The sequence below is a fragment of the Acinetobacter sp. ANC_7553 genome (genome assembly GCF_056779895.1).
In genome coordinates, this window is the sequence record NZ_JBWYIV010000007.1 from 45,903 (window position 1) to 67,575 (window position 21,673).

Genomic DNA, 21,673 nt, shown 5'->3' on the forward strand with positions numbered 1-21,673 from the left:
ATGATTAGTTTAGAATTTTTACTCGCCTCCGCTATTGGATTATTGGTTGCCACTGGTATTTATCTGATTTTACGTGCCCGCACTTTCCCTGTCGTACTAGGCTTGGCCATGATAGGGTATGCAGTCAATTTATTTCTCTTCGCAATGGGGCGGATTCAATTAAATTCACCTGCGATTTTAACCAATGCCACACAAGTCACTGATCCTTTACCTCAAGCACTTGTATTAACGGCAATTGTAATCGGTTTTGCCACAACTGCTTTTATCGTGCAACTAGCATTGAGAAGTCGTTATGAATCGGGTACTGATCATGTTGACTCTAAAGAAGAAATAATTAATACAGACCCAAGAGAGGATGAGCCTTAATGATGAATTTTTATGATTTATGGCTCACTCACTCGCCAATTTTAAGTATTTTAATTCCGACATTTACTGCATTTATTTTAGTGCTATTGGGTAATCCAGGTTCAGGATCTTTAGCGCATGACTGGCGTCAACCTTGGCGTCGTGGAATCAGTTTAACATCAGTTTTCCTTGGTTTAGCGACTGCAATCATTTACTTAATTCAGGCGAACTCTGGTCAAATCTTTGTATATAGTTTAAGCGAGTGGTCAGCTCCTTTTGGCATTGTACTTGTACTAGATCGTTTGGCAGCTTTTATGCTCGTGCTCACCTATGCCCTTGCGACACCCATTATTTGGTTTGCAAGTAAAGAATGGGACGAACGTGGACGCTATTTCCATGCGATGAGCCATTTTTTACTCATGGGATTATGTGGTGCATTTCTAACAGGCGACTTATTCAACCTGTTTGTTTTCTTTGAAGTGCTGTTGATGGCTTCATATGTATTGCTTCTACATGGTCAAGGCAAAGCACGTTTCCAGCTTGGTATTCACTATGTAACGATCAACCTATTAGCCTCTGCATTCTTTTTGATTGGCTTAGGGATGATTTATGGTAATACTGGTAGCCTGAATATGGCTGATGTGGGTCGAATTGTACGTACACTTGAAGGTGATCAGTACAATATGGCAGTTGCAGGTGGATTAATGCTGTTTGTAGTCTTTGGTATCAAGGCTGCAATCCTCCCTGTCGGGCTATGGCTACCTAAAACTTATGCCGTCGCCACGACCCCTGTAGCCGCATTATTCACCATCATGACCAAAGTGGGTATCTATGCCATTTTACGTGTGAATGGAACCGTATTCACCGATGAGCTTTCGCGAGAAATTCTCAGCACTTGGCTGCTTCCAATTGGTTTAATTACGACTATTTATGGTGTAATTGGTGCGATTGGTGCAGAGCGAATGCGTCGTTTTGTTGGTTTCATGATCCTATCGTCTATAGGAACGATTGCAATCGCCCTTTCTCTGATGACTGCAGATGCTTGGGCTGCAGCGCTATATTACCTCGTGCATAGTACGATTATTGCCGCTGCATTCTACTTGCTATGCGGTTGGATTACTTCGCAGCGTGGTGCATTCAAAGATCATCTAAAAATCGCACCAATCATGAAACAGCAGACGCTAGTTTCGATTTGCTTCTTCATTATTGCACTCATGATGGCAGGGCTTCCACCCTTCAGTGGATTCTTTGGAAAAGTATTTATCCTTCAAGCGGCCTCTGTATCTAGCTATCAATTGCTCATTATTATTGTCATTCTGATTGTGAGCTTGCTTAGTATCATAGCTTTCACTCGTTTAGGATTCGTTATTTTATGGCGTTCAACTGTACCAGAAAATGACCCTAATCAAGAGTCTTATCATGAATATCAAAAGTTACCAAGCAAGGCACCTCCACGTAATGACACCACAATTTTTGTCTTTATTATAAGTTTAATCGCTTATGTGATATTTGCTCATCCAGTCACACAGTATATTCAACAAACTGCAAATCAGTTAAATGATTCAGAACAATATATTACTGCTGTTTTAAAAATGGATGAACGTGGTGAAGTAATTAGTGTACAACCATTTGATCCCAATTATCTTCCAGAAACAAAATACGGCGGAGAGTTTGCAGACCCAAATGCACATTATATTCCACATGTTATAAGTGAAAAATCACTTGAGGGCGACCACATCTCAGAGTTCAAGCGCCGTCAAATCAAAGAACAAGAATTGAACCAGCGACAACCTGAAGAAGCCCAATCTAAGCTTCAACCGATGGAGCAGTAAATGATACAAAAGAGCTCTCTATTTGATCGAATCATGCCACATCCTTTTGTTTCAGTTATCGTGGCTATCAGTTGGCTGATGTTGGCTAACAGCACAGCATTGTTTGATATATTGGTTGCTATTCTTATTGGTTTAGTCATTCCTAAGCTAGTACAACCTTTTATCGTTCGTACACCCAATATTCATTGGGATTTAGCAGTTAAACTGGTTTTTGTTGTGTTATGGGACATTATCATCAGTAATATTCGTGTTGCTAAACAAGTCCTAGGACCTACTGATCGTCTACACCCTAAGTGGTATCGGGTACCTCTAGATACGGATCATGACCAAGTAAACAGTTTACTGGCAATGATCATTACGACTACTCCTGGTACAGTCAGTGCTGGAATCGACCAAGAACGTGGAGATATTCTTGTTCACTCGATTAATACAGACAATCCAGAGGCTGATATTTTAGAAATCAAACAGCGCTACGAAGCGCCTCTCATCGCAATTTTCCATGTAAAACAGCAAGGAGATTCTCAATGATCATTCTTCCTTATGTATTGGGAATTAGCTTAATTGGAATTACGATTTCAATGTTGCTCTGTCTAATCCGTCTTGTAATCGGTCCTTCAATGGTTGATCGACTACTTGCATTAGATACTTTATTTCTGAATGCTACGTGTTTAGTTGTGGTTCTAGGAATTTATTGGGCTAGCACCTCTTTATTTGAAGGTGCACTATTGGTAGCCATGCTCGGTTTCGTATCGACAGCAGCATTAGCTCGCTATTTTACGACAGGCCATGTGGTGGACTAGGAGAAAACTATGAATATTCAGCTGATTATGGAAATCTTAGTTTCCTTCTTCCTGATCAATGGTGCCTTTTTTACACTTGTAGGTGGAATTGGAATGGTGAAATTGCCTGACCTATTCATGCGTCTGCATGCCCCTACAAAGTCGAGCACATTAGGCTTAGGTAGTTTTTTAATAGCAGCTATGATTTATTCAGCCTTTCATAGTCGCTTAGGGTTTGCTGAACTACTGATTACATTACTTGCCTTTATTACGGCGCCTGTATCGGCAAATTTAATTGCACAAGCTGCATTACATTTACGTTTACGCTCTACATCAGGTGATGTTCCCGAAGCACTAGACCGCCCTCTCCCTTGGCAGCGCCAAAGAAGAATGCGTCAGTTTAATCAAGACTCATCTAAGTAATAAAAAACCTAGCTTTCGCTAGGTTTTTTTGTTAGCTATATAGTACAGGTTGGGGATGCTCTTGGAAGCCTTCCACTTGATATTCTTCAGCTAATTTTGCCTTCCAATGATTCACGATATCCGTATAGTCAATTTCAGAAGGATGAAAATCTTCTTTGTAATATGATAAATATTCTGGAATTAGCTCGATCATCATTTTAGAAATTAAGTAAATACCATATAAGTTTCCACTGACCTTCGGTAAGCTTTTTCGACGATCTTGCCAAAATAATCGAGTTGCTGAATAAAATGTAAGACTCGCAAAACCTGTGGTTACGCTACGCATAATATTGCGGCGCACTTTGGTATCTTTATATACCGCTTGGTAGACATCAAATGCAACTGCTCGATGCTCGATTTCCTCAATTGCATGCCACACCCAAAGCTTAGTTGCATCTTCATCTAAGGTCGACAGCACTTCAGGATGACGAAGAATATAACCACCCAATAACGCTGTAAAATGCTCAAAAGCACAGGTAATTGCTAACTGCAATTTTGGATGGGTAGTACGAATAAATTCATCGCGTCGCGCTAACCATGCTTGAAAGTTATCAAGTTGATAATCATCACGGCGCCAAGCGTCATTAAATTCCGCATGTGCTTTTGAATGCATCGCCTCTTGACCAATAAAGGCTGCAATCTGCGCTTGTAATTTTTCATCTTTCACTTTATCTCGTACATTACGAACACTATGAACAAAAAATTGTTCACCAATTGGAAAGGTAGAAGAAAGTGCTGTCAACAAATGTGACATGACTGGAGAATTCGCGAAAAAATGGCGTCGAATGGCTTTAGGATTATAATTTAAACGTCGTACGGTAATCCCAATCGCTTTTGGACGATTTAAATAAGATTTATCTTTGGCGATTTGTGTAGTTGTCATTTTAGAGCCTATATGGATATAGCATTTCTTACTCATACTGTCAGAATAAATCAGATTTAATATTGCAAAAATAACCACACAGACAAATAAATTATATTTTTTGCCAATAGAGTCGCAAATTCAATTACAACTCCATTCTCTTTTTTAATTTAATTACATGATTCTTAAGATAGTTCTTAAATTGGATACTTTCGAATATTCAACAAGTGATTGTCAAACAAGTCATGCATATAAATGAAAAATCCTACCGAAGTAGGATTTTTTGTAAGACGTGTTCTCGTTTAAACATCAAGATAATCTAAAATACCTTCAGCAGCTTGACGTCCTTCCCAAATCGCAGTTACGACCAAGTCAGAACCACGCACCATATCTCCACCGGCAAAGATTTTCGGATTAGAAGTTTGGAACTTGTATTGTTGCTGCTCAGGAGCAACGACACGACCTGAACCATCTAAATTAATACTTACATCATTAAACCATTCTGCAGGGCTTGTACGGAAACCAAAGGCCAACAGCACTGCATCAGCAGGTAAGATTTCCTCTGAACCTGGGATCGGTTCAGGACTGCGACGACCACGACTATCAGGCTCACTGAGTTGAGTCGTCACAAATTTAACACCTGTGACCTTTCCATTCTCACCCACGATTTCGATCGGCTGACGATTGAACTGAAATTCAACACCTTCTTCTCGCGCATTTTTAACTTCACGGCGTGAACCTGGCATGTTTTCTTCATCGCGGCGGTATGCACAAGTGACAGATGCTGCACCTTGGCGGATTGAAGTACGGTTACAGTCCATAGCAGTATCACCGCCACCGAGTACAATAACTTTCTTACCTTCCACACTGATAAATTCTGAAGGATCTTTCTCCCAACCTTGGCAACGATTCACATTGGCAATTAAGAAATCAAGCGCATCATAAACACCTTCCAAATCTTCACCTGCGAAACCACCTTTCATGTATGTGTATGTTCCCATACCCATGAAGACAGCGTCATAATCAGCAAGCAATTGATCAATAGTGATGTCTGTGCCAATTTCTGTATTTAAACGGAATTCAATCCCCATGCCTGTAAAGATTTCACGACGACGTTTCATCACGTCCTTTTCCATCTTAAATTCAGGAATACCAAAGGTCAGCAAACCACCAATTTCTGGGCGCTTATCAAATACGACAGGTTTAACACCATTGCGCACCAAAATGTCCGCACAACCTAGACCTGCAGGGCCTGCACCAATAATCGCGACTTTTTTATCTGTCCATTTGACATGAGACATGTCAGGACGCCAGCCCAATGCAAATGCCGTATCATTAATATACTTTTCAGCATTTCCAATGGTCACCGCACCAAACCCATCATTTAGTGTACATGCACCTTCACACAAACGGTCTTGAGGACAAACTCGACCACACACCTCCGGTAGTGTATTGGTTTGGTGGCAAAGCTCTGCTGCTTGAAAAATACGACCTTCAGCAATCAGTTTTAACCAGTTTGGAATATAGTTATGTACTGGACATTTCCATTCACAGTAAGGGTTACCACAACCTAAACAGCGATGTGTTTGGTTTTTCGCAACTTCAGCTGTAAAGGGTTTATAAATTTCCACAAACTCAGCTTTGCGGACGTTGAGATCTTTTTTCTCTGGATCTTGGCGTGCGACATCCAGGAATTGAAAGTCATTATTAAGGCGTTCTGCCATGTCTCTCTCCGTGGGTAGATGCAGTCTATTGTTAGTTCAGCTGCATCTGCCTATATATCTGCAGTAGTGGAATTATTGAGGATCAGCTTGAGTTGTTTTTAATAAAGTCTGCAAGTTTGCAGCTTTTGGTTTCACCAACCAGAATTTACGGCTGTAGAAATCAAACTCGTTACGGATCTTGTACGCCCAAGCACTACCAGTTTCCTTAATATGCTCATCTAAAATGCGGCTTAAGAACTCTTTATGTTCTTCCATTGATTCGGTCGAAATACGATTAAGCTCGATCAACTCGTGGTTATAATGATCAACAAAGTCATTATCTAAATCAAGTACATAAGCAAAACCACCTGTCATACCTGCACCGAAGTTATGACCAACTTTACCCAGTACCGTCACAATACCACCTGTCATGTATTCACAACAGTGATCTCCAGCACCCTCAATCACCGCGAACGCACCTGAGTTACGAACAGCAAAACGTTCACCAGCTGTACCTGCAGCAAATAATTTACCGCCTGTTGCACCATATAAACATGTGTTACCAATGATCGCTGTTTCTTGTGTTTGGAATGGAGAACCCTTCGGTGGGAAAATTGAGATACGACCACCCGCCATACCTTTACCCACATAGTCATTCGCATCACCCTCAAGCTTGATATGCAGACCACCCGCATTCCATACACCAAGTGATTGTCCAGCAGTACCTGTCAAATTCACTTTAACAGGGTGTGCTTCCATACTTAAGTTACCATAGCGACGAGCGATCTCACCTGAAACACGTGCCCCAATAGAACGGTCACAGTTACCAATGCTAAAACTGTATTCACCACCTGTACCAGCTTCAATCGCAGGCAATATTTCTGCGATCATAGACTCAGCCAAAACACCTTTATCAAATGGTGCATTTCCTTCGACTTCGCAATATTGAGCTTTGCCTTCAGCAGCTGGATGTGATTCAAGTAAAGCACTTAAATCTAGGTGAGCATGCTTATCTGTTTCACCAGGTAGCATTTCTAGTAAATCGGTACGACCAATCAAGTCTTTCAAACTTGATACACCTAATGCAGCCAACCACTCACGTGTTTCTTCAGCAATAAAGGTGAAGAAGTTAATGAGCATTTGTGGTTCACCGATATAGTGCTCTTGACGCAAATGATCTTGCTGAGTCGCTACACCAGTCGCACAGTTATTTAAGTGGCAGATACGGAGGTATTTACAACCCAACGCAATCATTGGTGTAGAACCAAAACCGAAGCTTTCCGCACCTAAAATAGCTGCTTTCACGACATCTAGACCCGTTTTTAAACCACCATCCGTTTGAACGCGAACTTTACCACGCAAATCATTTACACGAAGGGCTTGATGCGCTTCAGAAAGACCAAGCTCCCATGGCGAACCCGCATGATGAATCGAAGACAATGGCGATGCTGCTGTACCACCGTCATAACCAGAGATGGTAATAAAGTCAGCATAGGCTTTTGCAACACCCGCAGCAATCGTACCCACACCTGGCTCGGATACCAGTTTTACAGAGACCATCGCTTGAGGGTTAACTTGTTTTAAATCAAAAATTAACTGCGATAAATCTTCGATTGAATAAATATCGTGGTGCGGTGGTGGAGAAATTAATGTCACACCCGGTACAGAGTAGCGTAAACGTGCAATTAAGCCATTCACTTTACCACCTGGCAACTGACCACCTTCACCCGGTTTTGCACCTTGTGCCACTTTAATTTGCAGTACTTCTGCAGAAGTTAAGTAAGCAGGCGTTACACCAAAACGACCTGATGCGATTTGTTTGATTTTTGAGTTCCGGATTGTGCCGTAACGCGCTGGATCTTCACCACCCTCACCTGAGTTCGAACGACCACCAATTGTATTCATTGCAATGGCAATCGCTTCATGTGCTTCTGGTGATAATGCCCCTAAAGACATCCCTGCAGAGTCAAAACGCGGAAGAATCGCTTCTACAGATTCAACTTGATCCAGTGGAATTGAATTTTCTGTTTTGAGTTTAAATAAATCACGAATGGTTGCCACTGGACGATTATTTACAAGCTCAGCATATTCTTTGAAATCTTCATATTTCCCAGAACGTACAGATTTATGTAGAGCATTAATTACATCAGGATTAAAAGCGTGATATTCCTTATCAAATACAAATTTCAGCAAACCACCTTGCTCAATTGGCTTACGTGATTTCCAAGCGGTTTCTGCTAATTTTTTCAAATCATTTTCAAGATCAACAAAAGTAGCACCTTTAATACGGCTTGGAACACCTGTGAAGCATTTATTAACAACTTCTTCAGATAAACCGACAGCTTCAAATAACTGCCCACCACGATATGAAGCAACAGTCGAAATACCCATTTTTGAAAGGACTTTCAGCAATCCTTTTTCAATCCCTTTACGGAAATTCGCTTGTGCATGAATCGGATCACCTAACAACTCACCTTTCGCAATTAAATCATTAATGACGTCATATGCAAGATATGGGTAAATTGCTGTTGCGCCAAAGCCAAGCATTACGGCAAACTGGTGTGGATCACGCGCTAAAGCTGTTTCAACAATAATGTTTGCATCTGTACGTAAACCTGCATGGATGAGGTAATGGTGGATAGCACCCGTTACCATCGCTGCATTGGCTGGTAAGAACCCTTCACGGATTTTCTTATCGGAAATCACCAATAGGGTTTTGCCATCACGAATTGCTTGCGCTGCTTCTTCACAAATACGTGTAATCGCGGCTTCTAGACCTTCAGTCTCTGCATAGTTTAGATCAATATCTGTAATCTCATAGCCCTTACGACCTAAAGTGCGAATTTGATGCATTTTAGAGTTTGACAGTACAGGACTTGAAATAATTAATCGATCCGCATGCTCTGGACCTTGTTCAAATACATTTTGTTCACGACCCAAACATGTTTCTAAAGACATTACGATCGATTCACGTAATGGATCGATTGGTGGGTTAGTTACTTGAGCAAACTGTTGACGGAAGTAATCTGTTACATGGCGTACTTGACGAGACAATACTGCCATCGGCGTATCATCGCCCATCGAACCTACTGCTTCTTGACCACTTTCAGCGATTGGACGTAATAACTGATCTCGCTCTTCAAATGTCACCATAAACATTTTTTGCGCTGCTTTTAAAGCATCGCCTTTTAAGCCTTGATCACATAGATATTCTTCTAACTCAGGGCTGCCTTGGATACGCACTGAATTTTCACGCAACCATTGACGATAAGGACGCATTTTTTTCAGATGATTACTGACGTCTTTAGTATCCAGCAATTTACCAGTGAAAGTGTCAATGACTAAGATCTGACCTGGTCCAACACGACCTTTAGAGACCACATCTTCTGGTTCATAACCCCAGACACCAATTTCTGATGCAAGTGTGATGTAACCATTTTTAGTAATTACCCAACGTGCAGGACGTAAGCCATTACGGTCAAGCATACAAATCGCATGACGACCATCTTGAATCACAAGACCTGCTGGCCCGTCCCATGCTTCCATATGTTTAGAGTTGAACTCATAGAATGCACGTAAATCAGCATCTAAAGTTTCAACGTTTTGCCATGCTGGTGGAACGAGCATGCGTAGTGCACGGAATAAATCCATACCTCCACCAACCAAGATCTCGAGCATGTTGTCTAAACTTGAAGAGTCAGAGCCAGTACGGTTTACGATTGGGTTGAGCTCAGTTAAACCAGGTAAGAGCGGGTTTTCAAACTTTGGTGTACGTGCCATCGCCCAGTTACGGTTTGCTGTAATGGTATTAATTTCACCATTGTGCGCTAAGTAACGGAAAGGTTGTGCCAATGGCCAACGTGGCAATGTATTGGTTGAGAAACGCTGATGGAACACTACAATGTGTGATTCCAAACGTGGATCAGCCAAATCTGTATAAAAATCTGCAATCGCTTCAGGCATCATTAAGCCTTTATAAGAGATCACAGTTGAACAAAGTGTTGTAACGTAGAATGAACTATCTTGACTTAATTTTTGTTCAGCACGACGTCGAGCCAAGAATAACTTACGGTTAAACTCAACTTCTTCAACACCCATTGGACAGTTAACAATTACTTGTTCAAATGCTGGCAAAGACTGCATCGCAATTGAGCCTAATGCTTCATTATTGGTTGGCACTAAGCGCCATGCAATTACACGCAAACCTTCTGATTCAATTTCTTTAGTCAGCACTTGTTTTGCATGTGCAGCAATTGCAGGATCTAGGCTAAGAAAAACTGTACCTACTGCAAAAATTTCACTGAGTGTAATATCACTTAAACGTTTTGCTTCTTCACGGAAGAATTGCTTAGGCATAGCCAACAGTAGACCACATCCATCACCCGTCTTACCATCTGCAGCAATACCACCGCGGTGCGTCATACAACTTAAACTATGAATCGCGGTCTTGACCAAGTCATGACTCGCATCACCTTGCATATGGGCGATTAATCCGAAACCACAGTTATCTTTAAACTCATCCGGTTGGTATAGACCTTTAGCGGGAGCTACAGTATTAGGCGATGGCATGTGCATAGCGTACCCTTCATCAACATGGCCCTCATTGGGCAAAACTTATCTATTCTTCAAATACGATTTCTTTATAAAACAAAGACATGATTCTGTATGTCTTTCGTTATTGAACGTCTTTTCTGATTTAATTTCACAAATGTACGAGACGATTTGCACCCATTTAAAGCAGATCAATTTGACTAAATCGCACACTAAATTAAGGTCTTCGCTCCAAAATAGGGACAATTTACTTAATCAGTGCACCAATAAAAGCAAAATCTATGCCAATATTTATTTATTCCGTGCAAGCGTTTTATTTCAATTATTTTGTCATTATTAACCGAAAAGGCACCAAATTAGAACCACTTTATCGCACCAATGATGTGCAAATTTATTATGCTTTCGTTTAATTTTGCGCCATTTTATAACATTTTAATTAAATGGATCACTAATTTGAGCCTCTTGATTCCGCTTATCCGTATTATTCTTTGAATTATCGCTCGAAATAGGGTCAACATTCGATTGCGAACGTCTCACATCAACCACATTTCCTGACTGATCTTTTCTTGTAATAGTCACATTGGTTGTTGCCTTAGCAGGATCAACCACAGGGGTTGGCTTAGGACGAACCAGCAATGACTCATCAATCAATGGTACCGCTGCAGGTCGTAATTTAATTTCGTATAATTTTGCAGTTGTTAGTTCTTCAGAACCCATGTCATTGACTTGACCCACAAACTGATTAAAGCCAGCAACTTTAGGCGCTACAGAAGGTGGTAACTTTAAATCCAATCCATTTAAAGTTGTCTTGGCAGCACCTTCCCCCATAAACAGCCCATAACCCAAAATGTACTGTTCAACTTGATCCTCACCACTCAAACGAAAATAAATGTATGGTTTACGATCAGTTTGCTTATTAAGAAAACTTTTAATTACATCTTCATTGGTAACGCGAAATAGTTCGATAAAATAATTATTTTTATTGTCTTGAATAAACTTTGTGCCTCTAAATTCAGGCAAATGGTTTCCTGAAGCCACTTTACGCGCAGTTAATTCCAAAGGTCGCACTTGATCAGTCAGCCCGCCCAAATAATTTGTTGCTGCCACCTTTTCAGGTTGAATCTGGACTTGAGTTTCTTCAATTTGCTTAGACTGAGTAACCAACTCTTTACTATCAGTCAAAATCCAGAATACAAAAGATGCGACTAAAAACAGTATGCCACCGATCAACCAAATATATTGTTGCGCTGTGCGTGGGGATGAGTGGCGTACCGTCATGAGAAAACCTAAGATTATGCTTGATTACGTAAAATCGCTTGTTTCATTAATTCCACATCAAACTCTTTGGTAATTACTGCTTGCCCTAGCGACTTCAAGAGCACTAAACGTAATTGACCATTCAGGACTTTTTTGTCATGAGACATATATGCCAAAAATTCATCAAGTGGAATTTGAGGACATTTTATCGGTAATTTCGCACGTTGAATGATAATTTTTGTACGTTCAAGGTCAGCTTCTGTGATCCACCCCATTAAATAAGATAAATCTGCCGCCATCACCATTCCCGTCGCCACAGCCTCACCATGTAACCACTCACCATATCCCAGATAAGATTCAATCGCATGTCCAAAGGTATGACCTAAATTCAGTAATGCACGCTCACCCTGTTCTTTCTCGTCATTGGCCACAATTCGCGCTTTATGTGCACAAGAGCGGTACACTGCTTCAGCAAGTAATTCTGGATGTTGTGCAACCAGACCATCCATGTTTTCCTCAAGCCATGCAAGAAAATCAACATCTCCTAATAGGGCATACTTAATGACTTCAGCCAAACCTGCTGATAACTCACGCTCAGGCAATGTTTTAAGTTGCGCCATATCCGCAAGTACGACCTGTGGCTGCTGGAATGCGCCAATCATGTTTTTGCCTAATGAGTGGTTGATTCCAGTTTTACCGCCAACGCTCGAATCGACTTGCGATAGCAGCGTAGTCGGGACTTGAATAAAATACACTCCGCGTTGGAAACAAGCTGATGCAAATCCAGCCATGTCACCAATCACCCCTCCACCCAAGGCAAGCACTGTACAATCTCGGTTAAATCCTGCCTCAAGCAAGGCATCAAAAATTAAATTCAAATGTTCAATATTTTTATAACATTCACCATCAGGTAGAACACATGTCTCAACTTTTTTACCTAAACCTTCCACAGCTGATACATAGTGATTTAAATACAACGGTTTAACCGTTTCATTGGTGACAATCATGACCTGTTGCCCATGAATATAGGGTTCAAGTAATTGTTGCGGATCTAAATCACTACCAATGAAAATAGGATAACGGCGTTCACCGAGTTCAACGAATAAGGTTTGCATGATGTTATAAGCCAATAAAACAAATTTAAAATTCTTTTGCGACAATCACATTAAGAATACGTTGTGCCAAATCACGCGCAGCACCTTGATTCGTTTCAATAATATGATGTGCAACTTCACGATACAGCGGATCACGAATATTCAATAATTCACGTAATTTCTGTTCAGGATTTTCGACTTGTAATAAAGGTCGATTTTTATCACGGTAGGTTCTTTGAAGTTGTATTTCTACGGGAGTATAAAGATAAATCACAATACCTCGATCTTTTAGATAAGATCGATTAATCGACTGAGTAACTGCACCGCCACCCGTCGCAACAACTAAATTTTGTTTTGATGTTAAATCATCAATTACCAGTGATTCACGATGTCTGAATCCCTGTTCACCCTCTTTCTCAAAAATCCATGGGATGGTCGCCCCAGTTTTTCTTTCTATCTCATGATCACTATCAAGAAACTCTCGATGAAGTAAATCTGCAAGATGTCGACCAACGGTTGTTTTACCAGCTCCCATGGGCCCTACCAAATAAATATTCGGTAGGGTTTCAAACTCTTTGCTTGGCAAGGAGTCACCTATTGAATTGCTTTCATTGAAACTATATTAATTGTTTCTAGTTTGCCTGTCATTAACAATTCTTGGTGTCACAAAGATTAATAACTCACGCTTATTCTCTGTTTTACTGTCTTTACGGAATAGACGACCAACAGCAGGAATATCACCAAAGAAAGGCACCTTGGTTTGGTTAAAAATCGTTTCTTGCTCGAAAATACCACCTAGCACCACAGTTTCACCGTTGTTCACAAGCACATTGGTATCAATTTGATTTTTGTTCAAAATGATTTCCCCATTCTGTGCATAACCTGCTGGTGAATCACTGGTAATGTTCAATTTCATTTGAATTTTACCATCAGGCGTAATACTTGGTGTTACCTCTAAGCTTAACAACGCTTCTTTAAAGGAAGTCGTCGCCGTTGCAGCACCACCTGCAGTTTCAGTGGTTTGGTAAGGGATTTCCTGACCTGAAGCAACTTTCGCTTGTTGCTTATCAGCAGTGAGAACTTTTGGGGTAGAAATAACTTCACCGTAGCCATCAGCTTGTAGTGCCGACAACTCAAGGTCCAGCATAAAATCAGACATATTGATTAAACCAAATGCAATTTTACCTGCAGCCCCAGCCACACCTAAATCCACATTTAAGTTATCAGGACGTTGAATATTATAACGACCATCCTCACTTGGTGATTTTAAATCCCACAGCGTTTGATCACTACCACCAACCAAAAGATCATTATTGGTTGCAACACCTTTCGATACTACACCCCATTTCACACCCATTTCTTTTGTGAAATCTGTTGTCGCGCGTACAATACGAGCTTCGATCATGACTTGTTTTACAGAAACATCCAGTAAATCAATCATCTTGCGAATTTGATCAATTTTTTGAACTGTATCGTTAATAATCAATGTATTGGTACGTGGATCAATTGAAACTGTACCACGTGGACTTAATAATGACCCGACACTGTCCCCCAATGGGTCAGTTGTTGAGTTTGTATTATTACCATTAGATGAACGACTGTTACGACCTTCAGTAATCAACTTTTCAATATCTTCAACTTTGGCATAGCTCAATTGAATATATTCGGTTTGTAATGGTGCTAATTTCACACTTTGTGCAATGGCTTTCGCCTCTTCTTCTTCGGCTTTAATCAATTCTGGAACAGGTGCAATCCAAATCACGTTTCCGTTGCGACGCTTATCCAAGTTCTTGGTTTTCATTACAATATCAAGCGCTTGATCCCAAGGCACATCTTTTAAGCGTAATGTAATATTCCCTTGAACTGAATCCGAAGTCACCATATTAATGCCGGTAAAATCAGCCAACAATTGTAATACGCGGCGCACTTCAATGTCTTGGAAGTCGAGAGAAATCTTATTACCTGTATATTTCGGTGTACGATTTTGGCTGCTTAAGCCTTTTTTCTCTTCTGGGCGTTTTAGACTGATCGTTAACTTACCATCTGTTTGATAAGCCATATATTCAAAGCTACCACTCGACTGAATGGAAATTACACCATTCGACTTATCATTATAAGCGTCTACTGTAGAGACTGGCGTGGCAAAATCATTAACGTTTAAACGGCGCACCAAATGCGATGGAATTTTGTTACCGAGGAAACGCACCACAACTTTGCTACCTTGCTGTTGTACATCTACTGGTGTATCTGCTGTTTTTAAATTCAGTACAACTTGTCCCTCACCTGCACTACCGCGCTCAAAACCAATATCTTGCAGTCCTTGTTGTACTGCTTGATAAGCGACAGGTGCTGGCGGTGTATACGCAACAGGCTGCTGATAAACAGGAGCTACTGGAGGTGGTACAGGTGCTGTAACTTGCTGACGAACCACTGGTGCAGGTGGAGCGGCAGGTCTTAAAACCGTAGGCGTTGGTGCAGTTGGTTTCAATACCTGCTGTGCTGCAACAGGAATCACAGGTGTTGGCGTTACTGGTGTCTCTGCCACAGCTGTAGCCGCAACAGGTGTAACGTTATTCGTCAGATTAGGACGTATGACTGGCTTTAAAACACCTGGTTTAGTCGCTGGTTCTACTGCTTTGGCTTGTGTAACCACTGGCACCGCTGGTGTTGCCACTTTCACAGAGTTCGGGTTATTTATTTTTAAAATAAAGGTATTGCCTTCAACACGTGTCGTGTAGCTACCTTTCTGCGTTAAATTGACAGTTAACCGTGAACGCTGATCATTAGAAATGACTTCAACTGAGTTTGCTTCAGTGGTCGACACAGGTATTTTAGTATTCGCCAGTGTTTGACCTGCCTGCATAAAATCCAAAACCAGTCGAGATGGATTTTCCAATTGATATGACTGTGGCTGTGGAGGTAATCCGTTAAACATGACACGGATTTCTGTTCCTTGACCTGGCACCTGCAAAGGCACAATATTGGTCATCGTAGTTTTAGCCGCCGCTGCCTGCATAACAGCTATAGAAACAGTGGTCATAGCGAATTGACGAAGAAAACGGTTCATATACTGTCGATCCCCACCCCAGAAATTTTGCATACTCTTTTTCATTGTTATTCCTTAACTCGTCTTAACCAACAGGCCCAAGCAACACTAAGCTTCTTGGTCTTTCGATATAACCATCTCGACCATCTGAAACAATTTCAATCAGATCGATTTGAGTCGGCGTTATCTTCACGATGCGCCCTTGGTTCATCCCCATGTAATTACCACGTTGCACACGCTCAATCTCACCATCAGGGGTTTGAATCAAAGCGAGAATCTGGCCATTGTTACGTTTTAAACTTCCTTTGAAGTTTAACGTTTCCAATGCATAGCTTTCTAAAGGCTGTGGTTGACGATTAAAATTAGGATAAACACGTTTACCCGACATGATTCTTAGCTCTGTTGCCAATGAGTTTGGCAAGAATGGACTTCGAAGTTGATGTGCCGAGTAAAGAAAATTTGGAACTGGATTAAATACAGGTGCCGGTTCTATGGGTAAAGGCGGCTGGCTACGAATATTCGCCATTTCTTGATTGACCGCATCAATACGCGAATCACATCCCACCAAAGTCGTTGCAATAATTAATCCGCACAAAAGCTTAAATGATTTCATTATTGTCCTCCTGGTGGCATATCAGCTGGTGGAACAACCGCTGAACCTACCGTATCTTCAGTCGATGCAACATAACGATATGTTTTGGCTTTTAATGAATAATTGATCAGTGGAATATCAGATTTTTTATCTGTACTTGGCGTCGCTGTAATCACAAAATCATGTAAGGTCACGATACGCGGTAAAGACGCAATTCCACTCACAAAACGCCCAAATGAATGATAATCACCTGTCGTTTCTATCGAAATTGGCTGCTCAATGAAGAATTCTTGAGCCACTTCATTTTCGAGACGGATATTTTTAAATTTGAGTCCTGAATTCACACCTGTTAAGTTGATGTCCTCAACTAAACTTGGAATTTCTGTTTCTTTTGGCAATTGTTGTAATTGCTCATTGAAATTCATTTCCATTTGTTGCAACTGTGCTTGGTATTGTTGCAAATTACGGAGCTTAGAATCCTTTTCTTTAAACTCTGTCAGTAAATTTGCCTCTTGTGCTTTAGCAAGATCAATGGATTCAAGTTTTGGTTTAATCACCAAAAAGTAACCAATAGCACAAACAAATAGGAAAATAAAAATCCAACAGGTAATTTTTACAGACAGTGGCCAACTACCGTAGTTATTGGAGTCCAAAGTATTAAATTGCTGAAAGAACTTTTCAACAGTCATGGACTTCTTTTTAGGTGCAGTGGCATCTGAATCAAAATCATTTAAATCATTACGACTCATGGTGCGCCTCCCACATTATTCGCGTCCATCTCTGATGTCGGTTGAGCAATTGCACCCAAGTCGACAGTTACGATAAATGTACCGTAAGACTCTTCAACTCGAGGGATTACCGAACTAGGTGCTTTTTCCTTCACTTCTGGCGCAGCCAAGAATGAATTCATAAATGCATTTCGGTACCACTGGGAAGCTTCTAAACCACGTAATAACTCTGCTACCGCATTCGGACTTTCAGCTTTACCTTCGATGGTAAATTTATTACCAGTACGGGTAAATTTCGTCAGATACACCGTTTCAGGAACAACACGTACCAATTCATCTACTAAACGCACAGTAACAGGTCGTTGACCTTCAAGACCTTGAATCAGTTTCATCCGCTCAATCACTGCATTTCGACGTTCTTGCAATCCTTCCAAGGATTTTAATTGAACGTCTAAACTTTGATTGGTGCTTACAATAAGTTGGTTTGCTTGTTCTTGGTCTTGCAATTTATGATTCAAGAAGAACCAAGCTGCTAAAACCGATAAAATCGCAAGTAATACCACTGCGATACAGATATAAACAAATTGCTTTTTTCGCTGTTCTCTTAGCTCTTCGCGCCAAGGGAGTAAATTAATTTTAGCCATTAATCAAAACTCCTCAATGCCAAGCCACACGCCACCAATAATGATGGTGCATCATTTTCTATTTTTTTCAGGTCGATTTGAGGAGAAAAGCCCATTTGTAAAAATGGATTAGCAATAGTGACGCGATATCCCAATTTTTGTTGCATCATTTTTGCAAGACCTGGGATATTGGCATTACCACCCGCCAATAAAATATGATCAATCTCGTTAAATTGAGAAGAAGAGAAAAAGAACTGTAATGAACGCGCTGCTTGTTGAATCACTGCATCAAGGAATGGCATTAAAACTTCTGTTTCAAAGTCATCTGGTAAGGTGTTGTCTTTTTTAGCACGCCCAGCTTCATCATAAGATAAGCCATAACGATTTTGCACATCTTGAGTCAATTGCTTACCGCCAAACACTTGTTCGCGCGTGTAAATAATTTTGCCATTTTGCATAACTGATAAAGTCGTCATGGTATGACCAATATCAAGAACACCAACAAGATTTGCACCAATCGGCAATGTATCTGCAAAGACTTCAAAACTACGTTCCAGTGCATAGCTTTCAACATCGGCAACTTTTGGGGTAAGGCCGACCAAATCCAATACTTCAATACGAGAGTCCACGTTTTCAGTACGTGTCGCAACGAGTAGAACGTTCACTCTGTTTGGATTGTTTAATCGCTCAGGAAGCACTTCAAAGTCTAAACTGACTTCGTCAAGTGGGAATGGGATATATTGCTCAGCATCCATACGAATCTGAACTTCACGCTCATCATCGCTCATGTCGGCATCCATCTCGATGACCTTGTGAATCACCATAGATGTAGGTACCGCAAAAGCAGCATTCGTCGATTGCGGATTTGCAATATTAATCGCGCGCTCTAAAGCATCAGCCACGTTATCCTGATTGAGGATGTTTTTTTCAACAACACTCCCATCAACCAATGGACTTAACCCGTAACTTTCAACCCAATAGCGACCGTTTTTAACTGATAGCTCTAATAGCTTAACAGAGGTCGAACTAACATCTACCCCCACTAACCCCTTATTTGGCTTACGATATAGTCTAAGCACAATGCAATTCCTATTATTTTTTTGTCCCCAACAACAGCACAATACAAACTAACTACACTTGGTCTAATTTTTTTGCGGATATAATAACTCAACTAACATTCTGTTAAATGAGAAGCTATACTGACCTTCTATTAGTTTGCCTTTAGCACCTATTAAAACTTACTTGTTATGAAAAAGCTATCTTGTTGTGGACAGATTCACCCTTTTTTTTTGCTGATTATCATTATCTTAGTCACAATTCCAATGGGCTTTTATGGAATGTATCTCTATATTGCACCATCTTTGCCAGAGATGACTGCTTTTAAGAAGGCTCCATTATTAAAACCGCTGCAAGTTTATACAGCAGATAACCAATTAATCGCAGAATATGGTGGCAAACTTTCTGTTCCAGTTGAATATGAGCAAATCCCACAAGATTTTATTCATGCTTTTTTAGCTGCAGAAGACTCTTCTTTTTTTGAGCATAGCGGTATTAGTTTTAAAAGTTTAGGACGTGCAGTCAGTGAATCGATCACGGGTTCTGACATTCAAACTGGTGGTTCTACAATTACCATGCAGGTGGCTAAAAACTATTATTTAACACCAGAACGAACTCTCAAGCGCAAACTCACCGAAATTTTCTTAGCACGTAAAATCGAACAAAAATTATCAAAAGAAGAAATTCTAACTCTCTACGTCAATAAAATTTTCCTCGGTAAAAATGCTTATGGCATCGCCGCAGCAGCAAAAATTTATTACAACAAGAATTTAGACGATCTTTCAATTGCCCAAATGGCAATGATTGCAGGATTACCTAAAGCACCCTCTAAGTATAATCCTGTGGCCAATCCTGAACGTGCGTTAGAACGTCGCAATTGGATTTTAGGTCGTATGCTACAGTTGGGTTATATCAGCCAAATTGAATATGAAGATGCTGTATCAGAGCCTATCGCTTTGGACATGCCTGATCGCGGTATTAACAATAAATTCCCTTATGTCGGTGAAATGGTTCGTTCGGAACTCGTCAAAAAATTCGGCGATCTCGCGATCGATTCAGGATATAAGGTTTACACCACTATTGATTACAATCGTCAAGCCTTTGCCGAAGAAGCAGTTCGTGTTGGTTTAGAAAGTTATGACCGTCGTCATGGATGGCGTGGCCCAGAAGCCCATGACAAACCCTTAAAAGACTTTGTACCATTTGCAAACACCTACCCTGCTGAAGTCACTAAAGTTTTAAGTAATTCTTTTGAAGCAACTTTACAAGATGGTTCATCAGTCACTGTTCCTTGGTCTGGCATGTCTTGGGCGAGACGCTATCGCAATGCCAATAGTGTGGGTGGTGCACCTAGCAATGCTTCACAAATTGTAAAAGTCAAAGATATTGTTCGTCTACGTCCAAATCAAAATCGTAGTATGTGGTCCTTGGTACAGGTGCCTCGTGTACAAGGTCAGTTAATTGCACTTAACCCAAATGATGGCTCAATTGTCGCGATCGTTGGTGGATATAATTTTTATCAATCGAAATTTAACCGTGCGCTGCAAGGTTGGCGTCAACCTGGCTCTATTATCAAACCATTTGTCTACTCGCTTGCACTTGAACGAGGTATGACGCCGCATACCATGGTTAGTGATAACCCCATTACCATTGGTAAATGGTCACCACGCAATTCTGATGGGCGCTATTTGGGGATGATTCCATTACGTCGCGCTTTATATTTGTCACGTAATACTGTCTCTGTTCGCCTTTTACAAACAGTTGGTCTAGAACGTACTCGCCAATTGTTTATGGATTTTGGTTTGCAGGATGATCAGATTCCACGTAACTACACGATTGCATTAGGAACACCTCAAGTACTCCCTGTGCAAATGGCAACAGGCTATGCCGCAATTGCCAATGGCGGTTTCCGCGTGCAACCTCACTTCATTAGCCGTATTGAGGATGCTTACGGCAAAGTGATTTATCAAGCCAATCCAGAATACGCATGTATTTCATGTATTAAATCTCAGAAGCAAGATACAACCTCTGCTGAAGCAACAACACCAGACGACGAAATTATTGAAGTTACCAATCAGTCTTTAGAGGATAAGCAACCCACTTTAACCGATGAAGAGCGTAGCCAATATCGTCAAGCACATCGAATTTTAAAATCCAGTTCAGCATTTGATATGGCGAATATTTTACGAGACGTAATTCAGCATGGTACTGGTCGCGCAGCATTAAAAATTGGTCGTGGTGATTTAGGAGGTAAAACAGGAACAACCAATGATGCAAAAGATGCTTGGTTCGCTGGCTTTAACGGCAATCTAGTCGCAGTTTCATGGGTAGGTTTCGACCAACCGACTACGCTAGGTCGTCGTGAATATGGGGGTATCGCTGCTCTTCCAATTTGGAGTGACTTTATGGAGAAGTCTCTTGCCAATACACCATATGCTTGGGTAAGTTTAGATAAAAATGCAAAAGCTCCTTTAAGTCGAGAACAACGTGGTCGTGTACAGACATTAAACCATGAGCAAAAAGATAAAACTCCACCTTTAGCTCGTCCGATTTACCGCCCAGCCCCAGTGGTAGCACCAACGAATGATCGCGATTTTGATGATCTACCAGATACCGATCAACCGTTAACTCCGACGTCGTCGATACCACCGGATATGAATTCAACACCACAAGTTAAACGAGATTCAATCGAAAATTTGATTAATCAAGTTCAATAACCAAATAAAGCCCTCTAAAAGAGGGC

General features: G+C 40.9%; 17 protein-coding genes. 6 read left to right on the forward strand and 11 right to left on the reverse strand.

Features of this window, described 5'->3' with window-relative positions; translation table 11 throughout:
* Genes AC1M9I_RS06980 through AC1M9I_RS07000 form a run of 5 tightly spaced genes read left to right on the forward strand, consistent with a single transcriptional unit; the run spans position 1 to position 3,379 of the window.
* Entirely contained in the window at positions 1–366 is a 366-nt protein-coding gene (locus tag AC1M9I_RS06980; protein ID WP_092767259.1) for a Na+/H+ antiporter subunit C, read from the forward strand.
* Positions 366–2,177: a monovalent cation/H+ antiporter subunit D gene (locus tag AC1M9I_RS06985; protein WP_481610856.1), complete on the forward strand. Its 1,812-nt coding sequence runs from the start codon at positions 366–368 to the stop codon at positions 2,175–2,177. Before AC1M9I_RS06980 ends, AC1M9I_RS06985 begins: the two co-directional genes overlap by 1 nt.
* Before the next feature lie 3 nt (positions 2,178–2,180).
* Positions 2,181–2,705, forward strand: a complete 525-nt coding sequence (locus AC1M9I_RS06990) for a Na+/H+ antiporter subunit E (RefSeq protein WP_481610871.1) — start codon at positions 2,181–2,183, stop codon at positions 2,703–2,705.
* On the forward strand, positions 2,702–2,977 hold the full coding sequence (locus tag AC1M9I_RS06995; protein ID WP_092767266.1) for a monovalent cation/H+ antiporter subunit F: 276 nt from the start codon (positions 2,702–2,704) through the stop codon (positions 2,975–2,977). Before AC1M9I_RS06990 ends, AC1M9I_RS06995 begins: the two co-directional genes overlap by 4 nt.
* 15 nt (positions 2,978–2,992) lie before the next feature.
* Positions 2,993–3,379, forward strand: coding sequence for a Na+/H+ antiporter subunit G (locus tag AC1M9I_RS07000; RefSeq protein WP_092767413.1), 387 nt, complete (start codon positions 2,993–2,995; stop codon positions 3,377–3,379).
* 31 nt (positions 3,380–3,410) lie between these two features.
* On the opposite strand, the gene AC1M9I_RS07005 is transcribed toward AC1M9I_RS07000, so the two are convergent.
* The 11 genes from AC1M9I_RS07005 to AC1M9I_RS07055 form a co-directional block, all read right to left on the reverse strand.
* Positions 3,411–4,301 (reverse strand): metal-dependent hydrolase, encoded by an 891-nt coding sequence (locus tag AC1M9I_RS07005; protein WP_481589148.1) that lies wholly within the window; start codon positions 4,299–4,301, stop codon positions 3,411–3,413.
* Between the two features lie 281 nt (positions 4,302–4,582).
* Positions 4,583–6,004, reverse strand: a complete 1,422-nt coding sequence (locus AC1M9I_RS07010) for an FAD-dependent oxidoreductase (protein ID WP_481594764.1) — start codon at positions 6,002–6,004, stop codon at positions 4,583–4,585.
* A gap of 72 nt (positions 6,005–6,076) precedes the next feature.
* Entirely contained in the window at positions 6,077–10,552 is a 4,476-nt protein-coding gene (gltB, locus tag AC1M9I_RS07015; protein ID WP_481610872.1) for a glutamate synthase large subunit, read from the reverse strand.
* A gap of 414 nt (positions 10,553–10,966) precedes the next feature.
* Positions 10,967–11,812 carry a hypothetical protein gene (locus AC1M9I_RS07020; RefSeq protein ID WP_481596119.1) on the reverse strand — a complete coding sequence of 282 codons (846 nt, stop codon included), beginning with the start codon at positions 11,810–11,812 and terminating at the stop codon, positions 10,967–10,969.
* Positions 11,813–11,826: 14 nt separating this feature from the next.
* On the reverse strand, positions 11,827–12,906 hold the full coding sequence (aroB, locus tag AC1M9I_RS07025; protein WP_035263978.1) for a 3-dehydroquinate synthase: 1,080 nt from the start codon (positions 12,904–12,906) through the stop codon (positions 11,827–11,829).
* Between the two features lie 25 nt (positions 12,907–12,931).
* The gene (gene aroK, locus AC1M9I_RS07030; protein ID WP_481610857.1) at positions 12,932–13,471 is read right to left on the reverse strand and encodes a shikimate kinase AroK; all 540 of its coding nucleotides are present in this window, start codon (positions 13,469–13,471) and stop codon (positions 12,932–12,934) included.
* A 36-nt stretch (positions 13,472–13,507) separates the two neighbouring features.
* Positions 13,508–15,997 carry a type IV pilus secretin PilQ gene (locus tag AC1M9I_RS07035; protein ID WP_481610858.1) on the reverse strand — a complete coding sequence of 830 codons (2,490 nt, stop codon included), beginning with the start codon at positions 15,995–15,997 and terminating at the stop codon, positions 13,508–13,510.
* A gap of 19 nt (positions 15,998–16,016) precedes the next feature.
* Complete coding sequence (locus AC1M9I_RS07040) at positions 16,017–16,544, reverse strand: pilus assembly protein PilP (protein WP_481589152.1); 528 nt, start codon at positions 16,542–16,544, stop codon at positions 16,017–16,019.
* Positions 16,544–17,272, reverse strand: coding sequence for a type IV pilus inner membrane component PilO (locus AC1M9I_RS07045; RefSeq protein ID WP_481610859.1), 729 nt, complete (start codon positions 17,270–17,272; stop codon positions 16,544–16,546). The genes AC1M9I_RS07040 and AC1M9I_RS07045 overlap by 1 nt, the downstream gene beginning before the upstream one ends.
* Positions 17,269–17,895, reverse strand: a complete 627-nt coding sequence (locus AC1M9I_RS07050) for a PilN domain-containing protein (RefSeq protein ID WP_035263969.1) — start codon at positions 17,893–17,895, stop codon at positions 17,269–17,271. Before AC1M9I_RS07050 ends, AC1M9I_RS07045 begins: the two co-directional genes overlap by 4 nt.
* Entirely contained in the window at positions 17,895–18,953 is a 1,059-nt protein-coding gene (locus AC1M9I_RS07055) for a pilus assembly protein PilM (RefSeq protein WP_035263966.1), read from the reverse strand. Before AC1M9I_RS07055 ends, AC1M9I_RS07050 begins: the two co-directional genes overlap by 1 nt.
* Before the next feature lie 168 nt (positions 18,954–19,121).
* Here AC1M9I_RS07055 and ponA point away from each other — a divergent pair, with 168 nt between their 5' ends.
* Positions 19,122–21,647 carry a penicillin-binding protein PBP1a gene (gene ponA / locus AC1M9I_RS07060; RefSeq protein ID WP_481610860.1) on the forward strand — a complete coding sequence of 842 codons (2,526 nt, stop codon included), beginning with the start codon at positions 19,122–19,124 and terminating at the stop codon, positions 21,645–21,647.
* Positions 21,648–21,673 lie beyond the last annotated feature (26 nt).